This window comes from Ensifer sp. ENS03, from assembly GCF_014852035.1.
GTDB classification, from domain to species: Bacteria; Pseudomonadota; Alphaproteobacteria; order Rhizobiales; family Rhizobiaceae; genus Ensifer; species Ensifer adhaerens.
On sequence record NZ_JACVAV010000003.1, the window covers coordinates 626,938 to 648,416 of the forward strand.

Annotated in this window: 18 protein-coding genes; 14 read left to right on the plus strand and 4 right to left on the minus strand. The window is 63.7% G+C overall.

Annotation, left to right across the window (positions count from 1 at the left end):
- Positions 1-44: 44 nt before the first annotated feature.
- Positions 45-1,262: an SfnB family sulfur acquisition oxidoreductase gene (locus IB263_RS15680; protein ID WP_034805765.1), complete on the minus strand. Its 1,218-nt coding sequence runs from the start codon at positions 1,260-1,262 to the stop codon at positions 45-47.
- A gap of 396 nt (positions 1,263-1,658) precedes the next feature.
- Between IB263_RS15680 and IB263_RS15685 the strand changes: the two genes are divergently transcribed.
- From IB263_RS15685 to IB263_RS34725, 14 genes are all read left to right on the plus strand, one after another.
- A complete protein-coding gene (locus IB263_RS15685) occupies positions 1,659-2,045 on the plus strand; it encodes a hypothetical protein (protein ID WP_034805768.1) in 387 nt (128 codons plus the stop codon).
- A 157-nt stretch (positions 2,046-2,202) separates the two neighbouring features.
- The gene (locus IB263_RS15690) at positions 2,203-3,105 is read left to right on the plus strand and encodes a LysR family transcriptional regulator (protein WP_034805970.1); all 903 of its coding nucleotides are present in this window, start codon (positions 2,203-2,205) and stop codon (positions 3,103-3,105) included.
- Between the two features lie 89 nt (positions 3,106-3,194).
- A complete protein-coding gene (locus IB263_RS15695; RefSeq protein WP_034805770.1) occupies positions 3,195-3,683 on the plus strand; it encodes a GAF domain-containing protein in 489 nt (162 codons plus the stop codon).
- A 57-nt stretch (positions 3,684-3,740) separates the two neighbouring features.
- A complete protein-coding gene (locus IB263_RS15700; RefSeq protein ID WP_051659710.1) occupies positions 3,741-4,859 on the plus strand; it encodes an NAD(P)-binding domain-containing protein in 1,119 nt (372 codons plus the stop codon).
- A gap of 215 nt (positions 4,860-5,074) precedes the next feature.
- On the plus strand, positions 5,075-6,019 hold the full coding sequence (locus IB263_RS15705; protein WP_034805773.1) for an ABC transporter permease: 945 nt from the start codon (positions 5,075-5,077) through the stop codon (positions 6,017-6,019).
- Positions 6,016-6,834 (plus strand): ABC transporter permease, encoded by an 819-nt coding sequence (locus tag IB263_RS15710; protein WP_034805777.1) that lies wholly within the window; start codon positions 6,016-6,018, stop codon positions 6,832-6,834. Before IB263_RS15705 ends, IB263_RS15710 begins: the two co-directional genes overlap by 4 nt.
- Complete coding sequence (locus IB263_RS15715) at positions 6,831-8,459, plus strand: ABC transporter ATP-binding protein (protein ID WP_192438684.1); 1,629 nt, start codon at positions 6,831-6,833, stop codon at positions 8,457-8,459. Before IB263_RS15710 ends, IB263_RS15715 begins: the two co-directional genes overlap by 4 nt.
- A 1-nt stretch (position 8,460) precedes the next feature.
- Positions 8,461-9,318, plus strand: a complete 858-nt coding sequence (locus IB263_RS15720) for a serine hydrolase (RefSeq protein ID WP_034805783.1) — start codon at positions 8,461-8,463, stop codon at positions 9,316-9,318.
- A gap of 37 nt (positions 9,319-9,355) precedes the next feature.
- Positions 9,356-10,900, plus strand: coding sequence for an ABC transporter substrate-binding protein (locus tag IB263_RS15725; RefSeq protein ID WP_192438685.1), 1,545 nt, complete (start codon positions 9,356-9,358; stop codon positions 10,898-10,900).
- A 113-nt stretch (positions 10,901-11,013) separates the two neighbouring features.
- Complete coding sequence (locus IB263_RS15730) at positions 11,014-12,453, plus strand: M20 family metallopeptidase (RefSeq protein ID WP_060601676.1); 1,440 nt, start codon at positions 11,014-11,016, stop codon at positions 12,451-12,453.
- Positions 12,454-12,703: 250 nt separating this feature from the next.
- Positions 12,704-13,963: a plasmid partitioning protein RepA gene (repA, locus tag IB263_RS15735; RefSeq protein ID WP_034805794.1), complete on the plus strand. Its 1,260-nt coding sequence runs from the start codon at positions 12,704-12,706 to the stop codon at positions 13,961-13,963.
- 5 nt (positions 13,964-13,968) lie between these two features.
- A complete protein-coding gene (repB, locus tag IB263_RS15740; RefSeq protein ID WP_034805797.1) occupies positions 13,969-15,045 on the plus strand; it encodes a plasmid partitioning protein RepB in 1,077 nt (358 codons plus the stop codon).
- Positions 15,046-15,386: 341 nt separating this feature from the next.
- Positions 15,387-18,254, plus strand: a complete 2,868-nt coding sequence (locus IB263_RS15745) for a DNA translocase FtsK (RefSeq protein ID WP_060601668.1) — start codon at positions 15,387-15,389, stop codon at positions 18,252-18,254.
- 152 nt (positions 18,255-18,406) lie between these two features.
- On the plus strand, positions 18,407-19,090 hold the full coding sequence (locus IB263_RS34725) for a DUF930 domain-containing protein (RefSeq protein ID WP_226020774.1): 684 nt from the start codon (positions 18,407-18,409) through the stop codon (positions 19,088-19,090).
- 76 nt (positions 19,091-19,166) lie between these two features.
- Here the strand turns inward: IB263_RS34725 and IB263_RS15755 are convergent, their stop codons facing one another.
- From IB263_RS15755 to IB263_RS15765, 3 genes are read right to left on the minus strand one after another with little or no spacing between them, the layout of a single operon-like run.
- The gene (locus IB263_RS15755; protein ID WP_060601665.1) at positions 19,167-20,045 is read right to left on the minus strand and encodes an SDR family NAD(P)-dependent oxidoreductase; all 879 of its coding nucleotides are present in this window, start codon (positions 20,043-20,045) and stop codon (positions 19,167-19,169) included.
- Positions 20,042-20,824, minus strand: coding sequence for a hypothetical protein (locus tag IB263_RS15760; RefSeq protein ID WP_060601663.1), 783 nt, complete (start codon positions 20,822-20,824; stop codon positions 20,042-20,044). The genes IB263_RS15755 and IB263_RS15760 overlap by 4 nt, the downstream gene beginning before the upstream one ends.
- A gap of 10 nt (positions 20,825-20,834) precedes the next feature.
- Positions 20,835-21,422, minus strand: coding sequence for a protein-S-isoprenylcysteine O-methyltransferase (locus IB263_RS15765; protein WP_060601697.1), 588 nt, complete (start codon positions 21,420-21,422; stop codon positions 20,835-20,837).
- Positions 21,423-21,479 lie beyond the last annotated feature (57 nt).

Below are 21,479 nucleotides of genomic sequence, written 5' to 3' on the forward strand. Positions count from 1 at the left end.
AAGCGCCGGTCACGCCTCGGGACGATCGCGCGCGGTCGATGGGCTCAGAGTGCGCCGTTCTTCGGCGGCTTGATGCCGTTCAGGTGGTAGTTGCCGACAACGTGATGCTTCCAGCGCACCGGGTCGTGCAGCGTGTGGGTGCGGGCGTTTCGCCAATGGCGGTCGAGGTTGAGGCCGATCTTCGTCGATGCGGTGCCGGCGAGTTCGAAGAGCGTGTTGCTCGCTTCCAAGGCGATTTCGGTCGTCAGGACCTTTGCCGCGGCAACGGCAAGCGTCGCTTCGATCACGCTTTCCTCGGTACCGTTGATCTGGGCGACGTCGACCTTTTTGCCGGCACGCTCCAGCGTGGCCGTTGCCGCCTCCAGGCGGATGGCAAGCTGGCCGATGCGGGCGATCGTCAACGGATCGTCGGCCGCCCGTTCGGCGCCACTGTCCATCCAGGGGCGCGCATGATTGCGGACAAAGTCGAGGGTTTCGGCAAAGGCTGCCCGGGCAATGCCGAGATCGATGCCGGCATGGATGATCTGGCCGACGCTACCGATCGTCGTCGGCCTTTCGAAGCCGCGGTGATGGCGCACCACCGCATCGGCGGCCACATAGACGTTCTGCAGCACGGTCGTGCCGCTGCCGGTCGTGCGCTGGCCGAAGCCGTCCCAGTCGTCGATGATCTGCAAGCCCTCCGCGCCGCGCGGCACGAAGGCCATGGTCAGCTTGTCGTTCGGATCAAGGGCGAAGATGACGATCCATTCGGCAAACAACACGCCGGTCGAATAATATTTGCGCCCGTTCAGACGGAAGCCGGGGCCGTCGGAGGAAAGCCGGGTCTCATAGTCGCCGACGGTTTTCGTGCCACGCTCCGAAAGGGCGTTGCCGAAACGGTCGCCGGCAAGCGCCCGGCCGAAGAAAAAGGCCTTTTGCTCCTCGGTGCCATCGGTGCGCAGCGCCTCGAGAATGTAGAAATGGTTCTGCGGGATCTGGCCGATCGAGGAATCCGCTTCCGAAAGGATGGCGGTGACTTCGGCAAGAACGGCATTGGAGACGTCTATGCCGTCATACTCCGGCGGCACGGTGATCGCCAGCAGGCCGGATTGGGCGAGCGCATCGAGCTCGTCGAAGGGCAGAATGCGATCCGTGTCCCGCTCGTTGGCACTCCCTGCAAATTCCGCCGCCAGCTCACGCGCGATCGACAGCGCTTCCTCTTCGCTTTCGATCCGGTGCGCCGGGGCTCTAGTTTTCTCGGAAAGCCGCGAGATCGTTCCCATGTGACTGCTCCCTGTCGATTGAGGTGCATATCAGTGAATTATCTGGCCTGATCGGGTAAGATAGTATATTCTATAGAAATTATCGATTTGAGTATTTCGTTTCGGCCTTGATGGCGACTTGGTGTTTACCTTCGGGTCGGGATGGGTAAGATCGATTCGGGGGAAGGCCAGGGAAGAGGACCCTGGTGATGCTCGGCGGCGTGTATGCTCACCGATTTCCCGCCAAAATTGACTGCGGCTCAGGGAACCATCGCCCGATTTGTGCATTTGCCTCATCGCCTGCAGTTTGACCCGTCGTGTGGCCCCAGAGTATCGGCCACCCGGCACGAACACAAACATATGCTGACAGAATTGGCCATTCGCGTTTCCCGGCCTTAACCACTGAAGGAGACACAAATGACGAATTTCCTGCCTGCTCTCCATGAAGGGCACGCCTCCATCACGCTGCAGAACCTGTTTCGTGATGCTCTGGAGGCCTATGATGACTGGGGCGCCAACATGCCCGAGCCCATCGTTGCGTTCGAAGGCAAGCGCATTCCCATCAGCGAGGTCTTCGACTGGATGAAACCTTGCAGCGACATCATGCCGGCAAACCTCATCGGCATCGTAACCGACCGACTGAACAAGCCGTGGAGCGGTGAAGGGCCGCTCGACGCCATGACCGTCTCGACGGCCGCGCGTGTCATGTCGGTGCTGACGCGGCGGCAGCTGCGCAGCTTCGGTCGCGGCTCGATCGAGATCTTCGCCGACCGCTTCAACCATCCGGTCCACGCCAGCGCGTGAGACCGGTGACCTCAGAGGAGCGCGCGTGCGCGCTCCTCGTTCCCGGCGGGTATCCGTCACGGATTTCCCCGCACCTTGCCGACCCCTTCCTTGAAGCATCGCCTTCCCGTAAACACGAGGGGAGAGCAAGCGGATGTTCGAGCGGACCGGGGGCGGCGTGAATTTTCGACAATTGGAAGTGCTGCGCACGCTGTTGGCGACCGGATCGACGATTGCGGCCGCCAAGACGATGGGGCTCAGCCAGTCCGGCGTCAGCCGGCTGTTGCAGCAGCTCGAGGAAGAGCTGTCGCTGACGCTTTTTGCCCGTGACAAGGGCCGGCTGATTGCGACGCCCGAGGCGATGAAGCTCGCCGAGGATGCGGAGCATATCTTGCTCGGCATCGACCGGTTCACCAATCTGGCGCAGGACCTGCGCAGCGGCGCAGTCGGCCCAGAGGTCGTGCGCATCGGCCTGCCGAACAGCATGTCCGAGACCTTCGCCCCGGCGATGCTCGCCGACTATGCCAAGGATTTTCCCGGCGTGCGCGTCGAAACCTTCTTCGACACGACCGTTGCGATCGCCCGCCTCGTCGAGCAGCGCATCATCGATTTCGGCTTCCTGCGTTATGAGGGGCAGCTGAGCGCCGGTCTCGAAATGCAGCCGGTCGCAACCGGCCTCAGCGTCTGCGTCATGGAAAAGGGGCACACGCTTTCGCAGCACGAAACCGTGACGCCGAAGGAACTGCGCGGCGTGCCCTTGATCCTGATCGGCCGCCGCCGGCCGACGCGGGTCATGCTCGACGAGATCTTCCGCAAGGCCGGCGTGCCGCAAAAGGTCAAGATCGAGACCCACAGCAACAGCTCGGCCTGCGCCTACGCGGCCTACGGCCTTGGGGTCGCGATCATCAGCAGCTTCTTTGCCAATCTGCACCGGCACCTACCGATCGAGATCCGTCCGTTTTCGCCGCACCTCACCCAGGATTTCGGCGTCGCGACGGCGGCTGGCGTACCGCTGTCGCTTGCAGCCCAAGCCATGATTGACTGCCTCAAAAGGCAGGTCGCCGCTTCGCAGCAGCCGTGAGACAATGGCCTCAAGGTTGCGGCCATTGGCAATGGGACGGGCGCGACACTACATTGCCGGCCGATACGAACATTAGAGCGGATAAGATCATGTTTCAGGCAGCCACCATCGACACAGGCGACAAGCGCGCTTTCTATGCGGAGTTGGCCCAGCAGCTCGAATCGCTGCTTCATGGCGAGCCGAACCTGATCGCCAACGCGGCCAATACGTCGGCGCTGATGTTCCAGACCATGCCGAGCCTCAATTGGGCGGGGTTTTATTTCCTCGAAACCGACGACGAACTCGTGCTGGGACCGTTCCAGGGCAAGCCTGCCTGTGTGCGCATCGCCGTCGGCCGCGGGGTCTGCGGAACGGCCGTCAAGGAAGACCGCTCGATCCTTGTGGAAGACGTCCATGCCTTTCCGGGGCACATCGCCTGCGATGCGGCCTCGCGCTCGGAACTCGTGGTTCCGGTGCGGCGTGACGGCCGGGTGATCGGCGTCATCGATCTCGACAGCCCGGAGCCTGCACGCTTCGACCGCGACGACCAGATCGGCATCGAAAAACTTGCGGCGATCTTCGCAGCGGCAATTGCATAGGGCCGCCGCCGTGGATGATCTGGCAAGGACTGACAGGCTTTTGCTTCGGGCCGCACCATGACGGATGCGGCTCAGCCTGTCGATGTCGAAACGCATGCGCGCGTGGCCCGCAAGATCGACATCGTCGTCATCGGCGCCGGGCAGGCGGGATTGTCTTCGGCCTATCACCTGGGCCGGCTCGGGCTGGCGCCTCACAGGCAATATGTCGTCATCGACCGGTCGCCGCAGCCGGGCGGGGCCTGGCAGTTTCGCTGGCCGTCGCTGACCTTGAATACGGTCAACGGAATTCACGATCTTCCCGGCATGAGATTTTCCGAAGCGGTCGATACCAGCAAGGGCGAGGTTCACGCGGCCGTCGCCGTGCCGCAGTATTACGGCGCCTATGAGAAGGCATTCGGTCTGCCGGTCCGCCGGGCGGTGGCCGTCAAGGTCGTGTGTGACCGGGGCGAGCGCTTCAGGGTCGAGACGGACGACGGGGCTTATGCTGCCCGCGGCATCATCAACGCGACCGGCACCTGGGAGGCCCCCTATATCCCGCCCTATCCGGGAGCGGAGCGCTTCAAGGGGCACCAGCTGCACACGAAGGATTATCAGTCGGCAGCGCAATTCGCGGGGCAGCATGTGCTGGTCGTCGGCGGCGGCATCTCCGCCATCCAGCTGCTCGATGAAATATCGCAGGTGACATCGACCACGTGGGTAACGCGGGAGGAGCCGGCCTTCCGCGACGAACCGTTTACGCCAGAGGTTGGACGCGCCGCCGTAGCCATGGTCGAGGACCGGGTTCGCCGCGGCCTGCCGCCGGGCTCGGTCGTCTCGGTGACGGGCATTCCGGTGACACCTGCGATCATGGCCGCACGTGCACGCGGCGCGCTCGAGCGCCAGCCGATGTTTGCCGAAATGACCGAAAACGGCGTGCGCTGGTCCGACGGGCGCGAACTGGCCGTCGACGTCATCCTCTGGAGCACCGGCTTCAGAAGCGCGCTCGATCACCTGGCGCCGCTGCAACTGCGCAATGCTGACGGCGGTATCCTGATGACCGGTCGGCTGGCGACTCAGGTGGCAAAAGACCCGCGCATCCATCTCGTCGGCTACGGACCGTCGGCTTCCACCATCGGTGCGAACCGGGCAGGAGGCGCTGCCGCCCGCGAACTGGCCGATTTTCTTCATCTGACCTGAGGAAGCCGGCGCGATCGCGCCGGCTTCCTCGCCAGCGAGCAGCCGGGCAGCGCCCACCCGGTCGCGATGAAGTTGCATGCCCTTTTCATAGATGTATGACATTTACTCATAATATTGCGCGATTTTTTCCAATCGATCATAGTCCCTGCAACAAGAGAGCCGACGGGCAGGAGAATCGCGGTAACGCGTGCGGCCTGCCTCAGTACGGGGAACCCATGATCAAATTCATTCTCAATCGTCTCGTGATGGCGATACCGACGATCGTGATCGTCTCGGTTGCCGTCTTCACGCTTATCCGCCTCATTCCCGGTGATCCGGCAGCGCTGATGCTCGGCGATATGGCCGAACCGCAGCAGATTGCCGCGTTGCGCGCGGAGCTCGGTCTCGACCGCAGCATCCCGGAGCAATTCGTCATCTGGGCCGGCAACATCCTCTCCGGCGATTTCGGCACCTCGATCGTCACCGGCGAGCCGGTGCTGCATCTGGTCGTCAGCCGCTTCTTCGTCAGCGCCGAAATCGTCGTCATCGCCGTGCTTCTCGCGAGCCTGATCGCGGTTCCGGCCGGCGTCATCGCCGCCTGGCGGCAGAACAGCCTGACCGACCTGGCGCTTGTCGGTTCGGCGACCGTGCTTCTGTCGATCCCAACCTTCTGGCTCGGTCTTCTCTTGCTGCTCGCCTTCGGCCTGAAGCTCGGCTGGCTGCCGGTGCTTGGCTACGTGCCGATCTCGGAGAACTGGAAGGCCGGCCTTCTCTATCTGGTGCTGCCGGTCATGACGCTTGTCATCCACGAGATGGGCGTGATCATCCGCATGGCCCGCGCCTCTACGCTCGAAGTGCTGCGGCTCGATTACATCACCCATGCCCGTGCCAAGGGGCTTTCGGAAAGTGCCGTTCTCTGGCGCCACGCCTTCAAGAACGCCTTCGGCCCGACCTGGACGATGATTGGCCTGATCCTCGGCAACCTGCTCGGCGGCATCGCCGTCATCGAGACGGTGTTCACCATTCCGGGTCTTGGCCGTCTAATGGTCGATGCGATCTTCCAGCGCGACTATCCGGTGATCCAGGGCTGCCTGCTGCTCGTCGCCTTCTCCTATGTCGTCGTCAATCTGGTGGTCGACCTCCTCTATCCTCTCTTCGATCCGCGGGTGGTGGCAGAATGAGAAAGCTCACTTTCAACGGCGCCATCGGCGGCGGCCTGATCGGCCTGCTGGTCATCACCGCCCTCATCGGCCTTTTCTGGACGCCTTATGATCCGATGGCGCTCGGCTTCACCGCGCGGCTTGCCGCACCCGGTGCAGCGCACTGGCTCGGCACCGACGAGTTCGGCCGCGATGTCGCCAGCCGCCTGATGGTCGGCGCCCGTGCCAGCGTCTGGATCGGCTTCCTGACCGTCACCTTCGCCGTCGTCTTCGGCACCTTCATCGGCATCGTCAGCGGCTATGCGCGCGGCTGGGTCGATGGCGTGATCATGGCGATCAACAACGCGCTCCTGGCCTTCCCCGGCATCCTGCTGGCGCTCGGCCTGCTCGCCGTCTTCGGCGCCAACCAGTACGGCATCATCTTCGCGCTCGGCATCGCCTATACGCCGTCAATGGCCCGCGTGGTGCGCGGAGCGGTGCTGTCGCTGCGCGAACGCGAGTTCATCGAGGCGTCGCGGGTGATGGGCAATGGCGAGATATATACGATGCTGCGCCATATCCTGCCGAACTGCGTCGCGCCGATCACGGTGCTTGCCACCTCGATGTTCGGCTGGGCGATCCTCTCGGAAAGCGCGCTTTCCTTCCTCGGTCTCGGCGTGCCGCCACCGGCACCCACCTGGGGAAACATGCTCGCCGCCGGCCGCCCCTTCATAGAACAGGCCGTCTGGCTCGGTTTCTTCCCTGGTCTCTGCATCGCTCTCACTTTGCTCGGCATCAACCTTCTGGGCGACGCGCTACGCGACCGTCTCGACCCCCGCATGCGAGGCCTGAAATGACCGGCAATCCTCTTCTCAGTGTCCAGCGCCTTTCGCTTGCCGTCACTCACTCCGGCAACCAGGTAGTGAAGAACGTCAGCTTTGACGTCGCGCCCGGCGAAATCGTCGGCATCGTCGGCGAAAGCGGCTCCGGCAAGACACTGGCGACACGCGCGATCATCGGGCTCATTCCGCCGGCCGTCCGCCGTATCGGCGGCACGATCCTCTACCGGGGTAAGGATGTGCTCGGCATGAAGGACCGGGATCTCCGCCAGCTTCGCGGCGGGGAGGTCGGCGTCGTCTTCCAGGAGCCGATGACCTCGCTCAACCCGTCGATGACCATCGGCCGGCAGCTCGAGGAAGGGCTGATCCTGCACACAAAGATGTCGGTCGAGGAGCGCCGCACGGCGATCCTTTCAATGCTGCAGCGTGTCGGCATACGCGAGCCGGAGCGGGCGTTGACCGCCTATCCGCACGAGTTCTCCGGCGGCATGCGCCAGCGCATCATGCTCGCCTCGGTGATGCTGTTGAAGCCAGCCTTGCTGATCGCAGACGAGCCTACGACCGCGCTCGATGCCGTCGTCCAGCGCGACGTCATGGAGCTGATGGTCGAGTTGACCCAGGCCGAGGGCACTGCAGTGCTGCTCATCAGCCACGACCTGCCGATGGTCGCCCGCTACACCAACCGTTTCGTGGTGATGGAAAAGGGCGTCGTCGTCGAGCAAGGGCTGACCGAAGAGATACTACAGGCGCCGCAGCATCCCTATACCCGCAAGCTGCTTTCGTCGCTGCCGTTCCGTGGTGCTGCGCGTGAGCTCGACATGTCCCGCACGCCGATGGTTTCGGCGCGCAATATTGTCGTCGAGTATCCCGGCCGCAAGGGTCTCTTCCGCAGGCACGAGCCGAAGCGCGCGCTGCACGGCGTCAGCGTCGATATCCATGTCGGCGAGGTCGTGGCACTGGTCGGCGGTTCCGGCTCTGGCAAGACGACGCTCGGCCGCACCATCGCAGGCCTCGTCCAGCAGGCCGAAGGCGACATCCTGTTCCAGGGCCGCGAGCGCAGCGCCGACTGGCGCGATTATAGGCTGAACTGCCAGATGGTCTTCCAGGATCCCTATTCGTCGCTCGATCCGCGCATGACCATTCAGGCGCTCGTCGAGGAAGCGCTGCGGCTGGTGCCGGACCTCGATACGCCGGCCAAGCGTCGCCGTGCGCTCGAAACGCTTGAGGAAGTCGGGCTCAGCGCCGATTTCGCCAATCGCTATCCGCATGAGCTCTCGGGCGGCCAGCGCCAGCGTGTGGCTATCGCCCGCGCCATCGCACGGCGGCCAAAATTCCTGATCGCCGACGAGCCGGTGTCGGCGCTCGACGTAACCGTTCGCTCTCAGGTGCTGGAACTCTTCTCGAACCTGCAGAAGCGCTACGGCTTCTCGTGCCTGTTCATCAGCCACGACCTCGGCGTCGTCGAGCAGGTCGCCGACCGCGTCATCGTCATGCAGGACGGGCGCATCATCGAAGAAGGCGACCGCGACCGGATCTTCGATGCGCCGAAGGATGCCTATACCCGCAAGCTGCTTTCGGCGATCCCGGCGCTCGATCTCAACCAGACCGGTGGCGTCACCCTCAAATGGCGGCTGGAGGCCTGAGATGAGCACGGAAATCAAGACCGGTGCGATCGCGGCCGAACTCCACGCGATCGCCGACGCGGAGCCCTTCGTCACCCGCTTCCTCGTGCGCAATCTCCAGACCGGTGAAACCATCGGCCGTGGCGAGGGTGAGGAAACACCATCTGCCAGCACCCGCAAAACCTCGATCATGATGGCGGCGCTGAAGGCGGTGGCAGAAGGCCGGCTTCATCTTGACGAGCGCATCACCTACGAAGCACGGCTCGCCCAGGAAGTGGCGAGCGGCATGTTCCGCTACCTGACGCCTGGAATCGTCATTTCGCTGCGCGACGCGATCGTCGGCATGATGGTTCTGAGCGACAATGTCTGCACCAAGATGGTGTTCGAGCGGCTGACGCTTGAAGAGGTCGACGGCTATTGCAAGGCGCTCGGCATGGTGGGCACGCACCATCGCTTCCTCATTCCGCCGCTGGCGCTCAAACCCGATCATTCGCTGGCCGACGTCACGACGACGACGGCTGCCGACCAGGTGATGCTGCTGGAACTGATCCTCGCCGCCGAGCACGATGCCGCTGCCGCCGCCAGGCTTGGCATCACGGTCGAGCTCGCCGCCTTCGCTGTGCAGACGCTGAAGAACCAGGTTTTGCGCTATGGCATCCGCTCGCGGCTGCCCTTCGATACGGTCGTCGCCTGCAAGGGGGGTCGCGGCAAACGCGGCCGCATGGATGCCGGCGTCGTCTATCGCGACGGCAAGCCGCTCTATGCGATCGCCGCCTTCACCGACGGCGTACCCGCGCTGATGCCCGACGGCACGCCCGGCTACACCATCGCGCTCGAAACCATCGGCAAGCTGTCACAGGTCTGCTGGCGCGCCTTTTGAACCGACAACACCAACAATCAGAAAAGAGAGAGGAACCATGAAAACCATACTTCTTGCCGGAACCATGCTGATGAGCGCGATCGCGCTCGGCCATGCGCGTGACCTGACGGTCGCCCAGAGCTCGGACATCCGCAGCAACGAGCCCGGCGTCAACCGCGACGGCAACACCGACTCGGTGATCTTCCACATCGTCGAAGGTCTGGTCGGCTACGCCGAGAACGGCGAAGTGAAGCCGCTGCTCGCGAAAAGCTTCGAGGTTTCGCCCGATGGCCTGACCTATACGTTCAAGCTGCGAGACGACGTGAAGTTCCACAACGGTAAGGCGCTGACCGCGGAAGACGTGGTCTGGAACTGGAACCGCTACATGAAGCCGGAGACCAAGTGGACCTGCGCCGGCGACTTCGACGGCAGCAAGTCGATCAAGGTGACGAGCGTCGCCGCAGCCGACGCCTCCACCGTCACCATGAGTATCGAGAAGCCTTCGGCCGTCTTTCTCGGCCTGATGGCCCGGCCGGAATGCGGCTACACCGGCATCGTCTCCCAAGATTCCGTCGGCGCAGACGGCGCTTACACTGCGCCCATCGGCACCGGCCCGTTCAAGTGGGCGGAATGGAAGAAGGGCGAATATGTCCGGCTCGAAAAGAACGCCGACTACGTCTCACCCGCCAATGACGGCAAGCCCGATGGCATGGTCGGCTCGAAGCGGCCGCTCGTCGACGGCATCAAGTTCATGGTGATCCCGGACGCCTCGACCGTGAAGACCGGCCTGCTTTCGGGCGCGCTCGACACCGCCGAAGTCTCGGCCGATCTCATTGCCGAGTTCAAGGACAGCGACACGATGCAACTCATCGTCAAGCGCAACAACGGCAAGAACCTGCTTTACTTCCAGACCCGCGACAAGATCCTGAGCAACGTTGCGGTTCGTCGCGCGATGGCCGAAGCGCTCGACCTCGACCAGCTCGTCGCCGCTGTTTCCAACGGCACCGGCGAAGCCAACGCATCGATGGTCTCGGCCGACTCGATCTTCTACTCCGACGTCCAGAAGAAGAAGATCCCGATGGATCTCGAAAAAGCGAAGAAGAACCTGGCTGATGCCGGCTACAACGGCGAGCCGATCACCATCATCGCCAACAAGCGCGGCAACGTGCCGAGCTTCCCCGCTGCCGTCGTCGCCCAGGCGATGATGCAGCAGGTGGGCCTCAACGTGCAGATCGAAGTGCTCGACTATGCGACCCAGGTCGATCGCCGCCGCTCCGGCAACTATCAGGTGATCTCGCAGTCGGTGTCGCCGCGTCTCGATCCGGCGCTGATGTACAGCTTCTATGTCGGCAACAAGGACAAGAACGCCTCGCTGATGTGGGACAACCCGAAGGCGGTTGAACTGATGAAGGCAGCCTATGTCGAGGCCGACCAGGCCAAGCGCCAGGCGATCTTCGACGAGTTCCACCGGCTGATGCTCGACGAGGTCCCCGGCATCTTCATGTACGACATGGTCGACATCTGGGGCGCCACCAAGAAGCTGCACGGCCAGCCGGTCTGGCAGTCCAACACCCGCCTCTGGGAAGTGACGCTCGACGACTGATGCGGGCGTAGTCCTTTCTCTCCAGCGGATGGCGGCCGTTTGTCGCCCTCCGCACCTCCTTAAACAAAACTGCTGATGCGACCGCGCCCCGCGCCGTCGCAAAAGGATGATTGATGCCAAATCCAGCCGCCCGGACCGCCCTTGTCGACACGATCGAAGCGCTGAAGCCCGAATTCGCCGAAATGAGCGACGCGATCTGGGACCATGCGGAACTGAGTTTTCATGAGGAAAAGTCGGTAGCGACGCAGATCGCCATGCTGGAGAAGCATGGGTTTCGCGTGTCGCGCGGACTGGCGGACATCGATACCGCCTTCGTCGGCGAGAGCGGGCAGGGCCTGCCGGTGATCGCCTTTCTTGGTGAGTTCGACGCGCTTGCGGGTCTGAGCCAGGTGGCCGGCGTCGCCGAGGCGAAAGCGCTCACTGAGGGCGGTACGGGCCATGGTTGCGGTCACAATCTGCTCGGCACGGGTTCGCTGCTCGCTGCCGTCGCGCTTGCCCGCTACCTCAAGGAAAACGACTTGCCGGGTACGGTGCGCTATTACGGCTGCCCCGGCGAGGAGGGCGGTTCCGGCAAGACCTTCATGGCACGCGCCGGCATCTTCGCGGATGTCGATACGGCGCTGACCTGGCACCCGGCACCCTTCAACGGCGTACGCTCGACCAACAATCTCGCCGTTCTTGAAATCTATTACCGCTTCAAGGGCGTCGCCGCGCACGCATCGAACGGTGCCCATCTCGGCCGCAGCGCGCTCGACGCGCTGGAACTGATGAATGTCGGCGTCAACTTCCTGAGGGAGCATATGCCGCAGGATTGCCGCGTGCACTATGCGATCACCGATGCCGGCGGCAAGGCGGCAAACGTCGTCCAGGCCCGCGCCGAGGCGCTCTATCTCGTGCGGGCGCCGCAGATGCCGGAGGCCTTAGCGCTCGCTGCCCGCATCGACAAGATCGCCAAGGGGGCGGCGATGATGACCGAAACCGAGGTCGAGATCGTCTTTGACCGGGCGGCGACCAACCTGCTGCCCAACATCGCGCTGGAAACGGCGATCCACGACAACATGGTGGCGCTCGGGCCGGTTCCCTTCGACGAGGCCGATATCGCCTTTGCCAAGGACATCCAGAAGACGCTGACGCAGGAAGCAATCTCGAGCAGCATCCGGCTTTACCAAATCAAGGGCGATGTTTTTGCGAACAGCCGCATGGACGGTTCGACCGGTCTGCATCTCGGCCTTCGCGATTTCGAGGGCCAGTCGCATTTCCGCGCCGGCTCGACCGATGTCGGCGACGTCAGCTGGATCACGCCGACCGCGCAATGCTGGGCGCCCGCCTGGGCGATCGGCACGGCGCCGCACACCTGGCAGGTGGTGGCGCAGGGCAAGAGCCCGGCCGCCCACAAGGCTTTCGCCCACGCGGCAAAATCACTGGCCACGACCGGCCTCGACCTGATCCTCGATGCCGATCTTTTGGCACGGGCAAAGGCCGAGTGGCGTGAAAAGACCGAGGGCAAGCCCTACCAATGCCCGATCCCGGATCATATCGGTCCGAAACTCTGAAATCATTTTTTCGATGCCTGCAAACGCCCGCGCCACCCCGCGGGCGTTTCGTTTTGTCGGCGTCCGGAACGTCTGCCCGGCGAGTGCACGCGCCTTTGAATGGCGCCAGACTCTTGACGCGAATCGCAGGCTCCGGCATCTCTGTTACGGAGTTTTCCGAATAAGTGCCGATTGGCCGTATTTGAATTGAATCTCTGTTAGCGTGATGTGGCGCCGTTGGGCCGCTGACACGCGCAAGGAGTATGGCAGAATGAATATGACGGCAACCCAGGCAAGACAGGACGCGGGTCACTCCCAGGCACGCCGTCCGGCCGACGAAGCGATCGCGGCCGATGCCCGCGCGCTTTCCGAACAGTTGAAGGCGATGCGCGAGCGCCTGTTCGCGCCGACGGCGATGAAGACATTGCGCAGCTTCACCTCGGGCGAGGCGGCGAAGCTGATCGGCGTTTCTGACGGCTATCTGCGCCAGCTCTCGCTTGCCGGTGAAGGCCCGCAGCCCGATACCGGGCTTGGCGGCCGCCGCTCCTATTCACTCTCCGACATCAATGCGCTTCGCCGGCACTTGGCCGAACAGGCGCTTGCCAAGGGCAACGCCGCCAAGGCGCGCAGCTATCTCAAGTGGCGCGATGCGGAAGCAGGCGAACACCTGCAGGTGATCTCGGTCACCAACTTCAAGGGCGGCTCCGGCAAGACCACATCGTCGGTGCATATCGCGCAATATCTGGCGTTGACCGGCCACCGCGTGCTCGCCGTCGACCTCGACCCGCAGGCCTCGCTGTCCGCACTCTTCGGTTACCAGCCGGAACTCGACCTTACCGGCAACGACACGCTCTATGGCGCGATCCGCTACGACGCCGAGGCGCGGCCGTTGAAGGACATCATCCGCAAGACCTATTTCGACGGCCTCGATCTCGTGCCGGGAAATCTCGAACTGCAGGAGTTCGAGCACACGACGCCGCAGGCACTGAGCGCCCGTCACAATGGCACGGACGCTGGCCCGCTGTTCTTCGCCCGCGTGCAGGCCGCCCTTGCGAGCGTCGCCGACGACTATGACGTCGTCATCATCGACTGCCCGCCGCAGCTCGGCTATCTGACGCTGTCAGCGCTCTGCGCCTCGACGTCCGTCGTCGTCACCGTGCATCCGCAGATGCTCGACGTCGCCTCGATGAACCAGTTTCTCTACATGACGTCGGACCTCCTGAGCGTCGTGCGCGAGGCCGGTGGCGAACTCAACTTCGACTTCCTGCGCTACCTCGTCACCCGCTTCGAGCCGAACGACGGGCCGCAGGCCCAGATTGTCGGCTTCATGCGTTCGCTCTTCGGCGACCGGGTGTTGACCTCGGCCATGGTGAAGTCCACCGCGGTTTCCGATGCCGGCCTGACGAAGCAGACGCTCTACGAGGTCGGACGCGAGAATTTTACCCGCGCCACCTATGACCGCGCGATCGAATCGCTGAACGCCGTCAACGGCGAGATCGAAACGCTCATTCACGCGGCCTGGGGGCGCTGACCGACATGGCTGGCAACCGCAAGAACGAACTGCGCGCACTCTTTTCCGGCAATGTCGCCCCGGCGGCGCCTGCCGCGGAAGCCGATGACAAGGCGCCCGCCGCACCAAGCGTGCAGCCGGCAAAGCCAGTCGTGGTCCCCGCCGCCCAGGCCGACGTGCCGCGGGCCGCCTCCGGCGCGATCAAGGCCATGGGGCTTTCGCTTGGGAGTATCACCCGCGAGGCGGAAGAGGCCCGCGCGCTGCGCGAGGCCCTGCATCAGGGCGAGCGCGTCGTCGAGCTTGATCCGGAGCTGATCGATGCGTCTTTCGTCGGCGACCGCCTGACCGACGGCGAGACCGACGATCCGGAATTCCTGGCGCTCGCCGACAGTATCCGCGACAGCGGCCAGCAGTCGCCGATCCTCGTGCGCCCGCACCCGCAGAAGCAAGGCCGCTACCAGACCGCCTACGGCCATCGTCGTCTCAATGCCGTGCGCAGCCTCGGCACCAAGGTCAAGGCCATCGTCCGGCCGCTGACTGACGACGAGCTGGTGCTGGCGCAGGGCAAGGAAAACGCCGAGCGGCGCAACCTGTCCTTCATCGAGCGTGCCATGTTTGCGTCGGCGCTCGCCGACCGCGGCTTCGACCGGAAGGTGATCGGCGAGGCGCTCGCCGTGCAGAAGAGCGAGCTGTCGCGCCTCCTGCAGGTGGCCGAAGGCGTGCCGCCGGCGATTGCCCGCGCGATCGGCCCGGCACCGAAGGTCGGCCGCGAACGCTGGATGGCCTTCGGCGCGCTGCTTGAGGACATGGTGACCGTCGAACTGGCGCAGGAGGAGTGCCGCTCGCGCCGCTTCCTCGAAGCCGAAAGCGACCAGCGGTTCCAGATCGTCTTCGCGCGCCTGTCGCGCAAACCGAAGCCGGACGCAGCGGCCAAGCCGGAGACGCTGGTCGACGCCGGCGGACGCGCCTTTGCCAAGCTGAAGCGCGACGGCAAGAATGCCCGCATCGAGTTCTCAGTCGATGTCGATCCAGCCTTCATCGACGAGGTCGTCGAACTGCTTGCCAAGCAGCATGCGGTGTTCGCGGCGGGCCGCGAAGGCTGAACGAAGTCTGCCCTTCTGAAAGTTCCAATCGGGCCTGCGTGACGCTCTCACGCAGGCCCGATTCGTTTTCCCGGCGGAGCCGATGGTAGGCCGCCGCGAGCATCCCCGTGCGATCGCCGCTGTCGCCCCCATCCAAGAAATATTTTCGGCCGTGTGAGGCCGGCGACGGGATGTCGCGGCGGCCTTGGGGCGTCGGGCATTGCCGTTGCATGGAGCCCACAGAAAGGCAGCAATCGACCACGGATCCCGGTTCGAAACGGGGCGTTGGAAGGGACTTGTTAACCTTCATTTCCTATCGCTTAGAAGGCCCCGCGGCGATGTCTCTAGCTCTTCCAGGACCCATGCGTATTCCCAGGACAAACTTCTCACAGGCTGCTTTGCATGATGCAAACCAGGCGGATTATTTCGATGGTCCGCAGGATGATGCGTTGAGCGGTATGCCCACCCATGAGGCGGAACCCGCCGACCCCTATCAGTTGTACGAGGCGCCGGCGGCGCCTCGCCGGCCGGCGAACCAGCAGGCTGAAACCACGAGCCGTGCGACCCGCCTCTATGGGCAGGGTTCCGCCTACGCTCCTGCACAGGTGACGTCGACGATGAGCGAACCCTTGCCGACCCTTTCGGAGATTGCCGGCCACTACGGCGATTCCACCTGGGAGAGCCATTTCTTCCTGGCGCCGAACGTGCGCTTCACCCGCACGCCCGAGCGCGAATTCATGAAGCGACGCGCGCCGCAGGTCGAAGAAGGCGAAACGGCAACCGAAGTCGAAGAGGCGATCGTCGCGGTGGCGGCGGAGCCTGCTCCGGTCTTGGTGGAAACCGTTGAGCCCGTCGCGACGGCCACGGTCGAGCCGGTACAGACGGAAGCTTCGGCCGTTGCTGCTGACGAGGCGCCGTTGGCCGAGGTCGCGCTGCCGTCCTACAGCCCGTCCGAACTGTTGCGCATGCTGACCAACCAGTTGCCCACTTGGACCGCCGCGCAAAACACGATCGAGCCGGCCATGCTCGCGCGTGTCGAAGCTCCGGCCGACGAGGGCGTAGCCCTTGCGCCCGTTCTGACGACGCAGATCGCCGTTTCCGCGCCGGTCGCCGAAGTCCAACCCGCGCCCGCTCAGGCAGGCGACGCTTCCGTCGATCAGGGCGCTGCGCATTCTGTCTTCCTGTCGGATTTCGCCTTCTTCGAATTCGGCCCGGCCGACGATGCTGAGGTTGCCGGCACGGAAGCCACCCATCCGAAGCCCTTTGTCGAGACGCCAGCCCCGGTTGCGATGACGCCCGCCATCGCTCCCGTCGCCGTTGCGCCTATTGCGGTCACGCCGCCAGCGCCCGTGCGCCCGGTTGAAATCCGCCGTATGCCGCCGACGGCGATCACTTCGCTGTTCCGTGTTGTCGATGTCCGCGGCGCAAAGCCGGAGGATGTGCCAGCCCAGCAACCGCCCGCCGCCGCTGAGGCCGTTGCCGACGCTGCGCCGGCACCCGTTGCCGCGGCTGAAGAACCGGTGACTGTAGCCGCCGCTGAAATCATTGACGCCGAACCGGTCGAAATCGAACAGCCGGCGCCGGTTGCCACGAAGGCGGCCATCACCATGCCGGCGCAGGTCACCCGCGCGCCCAGCAACATGCCGGCGATCGGCTCGACCGACCGCGCGCCGAGCGCCGACGGCTACGAGTTCCCATCCGAGGAACTGCTGCAGGAAGCGCCCGTCGGTCAGGGCTTCTTCATGACGCAGGAGCAGCTGGAACAGAATGCCGGCCTGCTTGAAAGCGTGCTCGAAGATTTCGGCGTCAAGGGTGAAATCATCCATGTTCGCCCCGGCCCGGTCGTCACGCTCTATGAATTCGAGCCGGCGCCCGGTGTGAAATCGTCGCGCGTCATCAACCTTGCCGACGATATCGCCCGCTCCATGTCGGCGCTTTCGGCCCGCGTCGCGGTCGTGCCCGGCCGCAACGTCATCGGTATCGAACTGCCGAATGCCACCCGCGAGACCGTCTATTTCCGCGAGCTGATCGAATCTGTCGATTTCCGCAAGACCGGCTACAAGCTGGCGCTTTGCCTGGGCAAGACGATCGGCGGCGAGCCTGTCATCGCAGAGCTTGCGAAGATGCCGCATCTGCTCGTCGCCGGCACCACCGGCTCGGGCAAGTCGGTCGCGATCAACACCATGATCCTGTCGCTGCTCTATCGGTTGAGCCCGGATCAGTGCCGCCTGATCATGGTCGATCCGAAGATGCTCGAACTCTCCGTCTATGACGGCATCCCGCATCTGCTCACCCCCGTCGTTACCGACCCCAAGAAGGCGGTCATGGCGCTGAAGTGGGCCGTTCGCGAGATGGAAGACCGCTACCGCAAGATGTCGCGGCTCGGTGTGCGCAATATCGACGGCTACAACCAGCGCGCCGCCGCTGCCCGTGAAAAGGGCGAACCGGTGATGTGCACGGTGCAGACCGGTTTCGAAAAGGGCACCGGCGAGCCGCTGTTCGAACAGCAGGAAATGGACCTGGCGCCGATGCCTTACATCGTCGTCATCGTCGACGAGATGGCCGACCTGATGATGGTCGCCGGCAAGGAAATCGAAGGCGCGATCCAGCGGCTGGCGCAGATGGCGCGTGCTGCCGGTATCCACCTGATCATGGCGACGCAGCGTCCTTCGGTCGATGTCATCACCGGCACGATCAAGGCGAACTTCCCGACCCGCATCTCGTTCCAGGTGACGTCGAAGATCGACAGCCGCACGATCCTTGGCGAGCAGGGGGCCGAGCAGCTGCTCGGCCAGGGCGACATGCTGCACATGCAGGGCGGCGGACGTATCGCCCGTGTCCATGGCCCGTTCGTTTCGGATCTTGAGGTTGAACACGTCGTCGCACATCTGAAGACGCAGGGACGCCCGGAATATCTCGACACCGTCACGGCGGAAGAAGAGGAAGAAGAGCCGCAGGAAGAGACCCCGGTCTTCGACAAGAGCGCGCTTGCGTCGGAAGACGGCAACGAACTCTACGACCAGGCCGTCAAGGTGGTCCTGCGCGACAAGAAGTGCTCGACCTCCTACATCCAGCGCCGCCTTGGCGTCGGCTACAACCGTGCGGCCTCGCTGGTCGAGCGCATGGAAAAGGAAGGCCTCGTCGGGTCGGCGAACCACGTCGGCAAGCGCGAGATCATCTACGGCAACCGCGACCATATGAGCTCGCCCGACAACGACGACATGGATTGATACCGGGCGTAGCCCCAGGCCAGGATTTCGAGCCGTCGCTGACAGGTTGTTGGCGGCGGCTTTTCTATCTTCAAGTTGCTGGTAGTGTCGCCTGCACCAGGAGCGGTCGTGACCCTTCCGGCCCTAATGTCGCGCATGGGATGATCTGATCGGTGCAAGCAGTAAAGCATCGTCGCAATGAGACACCGATCTGGCCAAGCCTGACGCTTGCTCTCATCCTTCATGCGCTCGTCGTGTTGGCGCTTTTCCTCCTCCCGTCACCGCGGCCACCTGTTCCGAGCCCGGACGAGGGGATCGCCGTTCAGATACTGGAATTGCCGCTCCCACGCCCTGAGGTGGTGCAGCCCGTGCTCGGACCGCAAGATGCGCCGCCCGTCGCGCATTCCGTCCCGGAGACGGCGCCTGCCGCGGAAACAGCCACGCTGCCGCCAGCTGCCCAGCCGATGGTGCAAGCGAAGCGGTTCTTCTCGGCGGCGATACTGGCTGATCCACGCAGCAGACAGGCGCTGGAAGGGCTGTCACAGCTCGCCGCCGATGAACAGATTGTCCAGCTCTGCAATCTCGAGGCGATGGAGCAGGTTCATCGCTGGCGCGTTGACTTTACCCCCGACCTGCTCGTCGCCTACGCCACGTCGGATATCGTTTTGGCTGGGCGGAACCTCCGTGCGGATGGCGCCGCCTTTCGCAGCAAGGGTCGCTGGTTCAATATCAAGTTTGGCTGCGCCGTGGCGCCGGATATCAAAAGCGTCGCCGCATTTGAGTTTCAGGTTGGTGACGAAATTCCGGAAAGTGAGTGGGAGGCAAATTTCCTCTCCGCTGGCGCCGCAGCCCACTGATCGTGGCCATCGATCGAAGTCCGTTCCCTGCGCCCTTTGGCGAAGGACGTGACGAGAAGCAGGCTGCGGAGCCGGATCACGCCGGGGCCGTTCCGCCTTTGGCGTGGCCTGCGCGGCAGCAGTGCTTCAGTTGCTTGCCAGATCCGCAGGGGCAGGGGTCGTTGCCGCGCAGTTGCAGACGACCAACAAGCGGCAAGAGCGTTGCGGAGGGAAGGAGGCCCGCCATCAGGATTGCCAGCCTGGCGGAAATGCCGGGAATGACCAGCCGCCGCCGGGCCTTGAAGCCGTGCCAGGCACTTCTTGCCACGTATTCCGGAGTGGCTTTCGGGAGCGCTTTGAACAAGGCAGCCCTGTTGGCGCCGGATTTTTCGAGGAACTCGGTCGATACCGGTCCCGGCGCAACGCAGGTCACGGTTACGCCCGTCCTTCGCGTCTCCTGGTATAGCGCCTCGGAGAACGAACGAACGAAGGCTTTGCTCGCATAATACATTGCCATGTACGGGCCGGGCGTAAAACTCGCGACCGAGGCTAGATTGATGACGCCGCCGCGGCCGCGCGCGACCATGCCCGGCAACAGGTGCAAAGTCAGGGCCGCAAGCGCACGCACATTGACGTCGATCATACCAATCTGGTCGGCAATCGGCAAAGCGGTCGCCGCGCCCCGCAGGCCATAGCCGGCACTGTTGACAAGAACGTCGCAGACGAGGCCTTCGCGCGAAAGAAATTCGTCGAGAATGCGCGTGGCATCGGGCGCGGCAAGATCGACCGGCTGGGAGAATGCCTCGCCGCCCGCCTGTTCGATCGCGGCTTGCACGACGTGCAAGCTTTCGATGGATCGCGCGACCAGAACGACCGGCGCGCCGTCTCGTGCGGCAAGCTCTGCAATTGCCCTGCCTATGCCCCGGGACGCTCCGACAACGACAATGGCGGGTCGTGGTGACTGCTGCGATGTCATGCCGATGGCTCCGGCGTAGCGATTGGCGGCTGGTCGAGTTCGGAAAGCTCTGCCACCTCGTCGGCGATTTCGCCGTTCAATATTTCCTCGAAACGAGCCAGGGCTCGCGCGACATTGGCGCCGTCCATGACACGGTGGTCATAGTGGATCCTGACCGTGACCGATCCGTCGTCACCGATCGGCCCATAGTTGAAGATGGTCGTCAAAGGCGTCAGCGGATTGAGCGACTCCGCACCCAGGCCGGAATAGACCGACAATTGGAAGGTGCCGAAGCGGTGGCCGCGCTGGCGCCCCATGTTCAGGCTGAGCCACATCAGCAGCCGCCGCAACGGCGCGGGCAGGCGTGCAATCTTCAACGCCCGCCGGAATTCCCTGATCTCGAGCACGGGGCGGGACCGGGCCTCCTGGAGCAGGGCGCTCAATTCGGCAAGGGACCGCCTCTCGGGTTGCTTGATCGTGCTGAGAAGGACGACCCGTTCGCCTTCGTGCTCGCGCTCGTGCGCCACGGACGCGATGCTTCCGGGATACTCATAGAGTTGCGGTCTCGGAAGCTTGACATAAGCCCGGCGAAACTCGGGTGTCTCCATCGAGAGTAACCCGTAACCCTTGAGAAACAACACCATCCACGATGGCCGGTCGGATCGGCTTGCACGGGCTTTGTGCAACGCGCGGATATCCATCTGCCGCTGCACCGTGACCCGCGGCACGCCGATGGAAAATCGCATCAGATCGCCGACGAGGCGTCGTGCGGCGGAAAGCTTGATCGGTCGGCCCCGCATAGTGCCACCTCTAATAGATAAAGGGGATAATTCGCTTCGTCCTGTCCATGTAAGCGCGATATTCGGGCCCGAAGAATTCCAGCATCAGGCGCTCCTCCTTGCCCACACGCAGGAAGAAAAGAACAGCGAATCCAAGAAGCCCTGCAAGTCCAACCACCCAGTTCGACAGCAACAGCATCTGACCGATCCCCATAAGCAGGAAGCTCGTATACATCGGGTGCCGGACGGCGGCGTAAGGGCCTGTACTAATCAGCTTGTGTTTTTCGCGGATTTCCAGCGAGATGGACCAGTTGCGGCCGAGTTCCTTGTGCGTTCGACGGAAGGTCCAGAGCGCTGCGGCGAAGACAAGCGCCCCAAGTCCGACCAGCCATAGATGGGCGCCATAGTCGGCAAATCGCGGGATTCCTGTCGCAACATAAAGCGCGGGCACAATCGCAAGGCCCAGCGAAGCAGCAGCAAGGCCAATCGTATCGGTCGTCGATCGTCGGTTGCTCATCACCCGCACACGCTTTGCACGGCGTTCGAACGGGTAACGCACCACATACCAGGCAATTATGCCCACGACCCAGACGATTTCGCCGATGGAAGCGGCAGATATGTTCACGTTGGCTCACCCAAGCTTTTCTGTGCGGCTGCTGGTCCGCAAAACGGCAAT

Coding starts and splice junctions, on each gene's coding strand:
- repA (WP_034805794.1), top strand. CDS start 12,704: ATGAATATGACGGCAACCCAGGCAAGACAGGACGCGGGTCACTCCCAG.
- IB263_RS15680 (WP_034805765.1), bottom strand. CDS start 1,262: ATGGGAACGATCTCGCGGCTTTCCGAGAAAACTAGAGCCCCGGCGCAC.
- IB263_RS15710 (WP_034805777.1), top strand. CDS start 6,016: ATGAGAAAGCTCACTTTCAACGGCGCCATCGGCGGCGGCCTGATCGGC.
- IB263_RS15725 (WP_192438685.1), top strand. CDS start 9,356: ATGAAAACCATACTTCTTGCCGGAACCATGCTGATGAGCGCGATCGCG.
- repB (WP_034805797.1), top strand. CDS start 13,969: ATGGCTGGCAACCGCAAGAACGAACTGCGCGCACTCTTTTCCGGCAAT.
- IB263_RS15700 (WP_051659710.1), top strand. CDS start 3,741: ATGACGGATGCGGCTCAGCCTGTCGATGTCGAAACGCATGCGCGCGTG.
- IB263_RS15720 (WP_034805783.1), top strand. CDS start 8,461: ATGAGCACGGAAATCAAGACCGGTGCGATCGCGGCCGAACTCCACGCG.
- IB263_RS15745 (WP_060601668.1), top strand. CDS start 15,387: ATGCGTATTCCCAGGACAAACTTCTCACAGGCTGCTTTGCATGATGCA.
- IB263_RS15760 (WP_060601663.1), bottom strand. CDS start 20,824: ATGCGGGGCCGACCGATCAAGCTTTCCGCCGCACGACGCCTCGTCGGC.
- IB263_RS15685 (WP_034805768.1), top strand. CDS start 1,659: ATGACGAATTTCCTGCCTGCTCTCCATGAAGGGCACGCCTCCATCACG.
- IB263_RS15705 (WP_034805773.1), top strand. CDS start 5,075: ATGATCAAATTCATTCTCAATCGTCTCGTGATGGCGATACCGACGATC.
- IB263_RS15730 (WP_060601676.1), top strand. CDS start 11,014: ATGCCAAATCCAGCCGCCCGGACCGCCCTTGTCGACACGATCGAAGCG.
- IB263_RS15695 (WP_034805770.1), top strand. CDS start 3,195: ATGTTTCAGGCAGCCACCATCGACACAGGCGACAAGCGCGCTTTCTAT.
- IB263_RS15755 (WP_060601665.1), bottom strand. CDS start 20,045: ATGACATCGCAGCAGTCACCACGACCCGCCATTGTCGTTGTCGGAGCG.
- IB263_RS15715 (WP_192438684.1), top strand. CDS start 6,831: ATGACCGGCAATCCTCTTCTCAGTGTCCAGCGCCTTTCGCTTGCCGTC.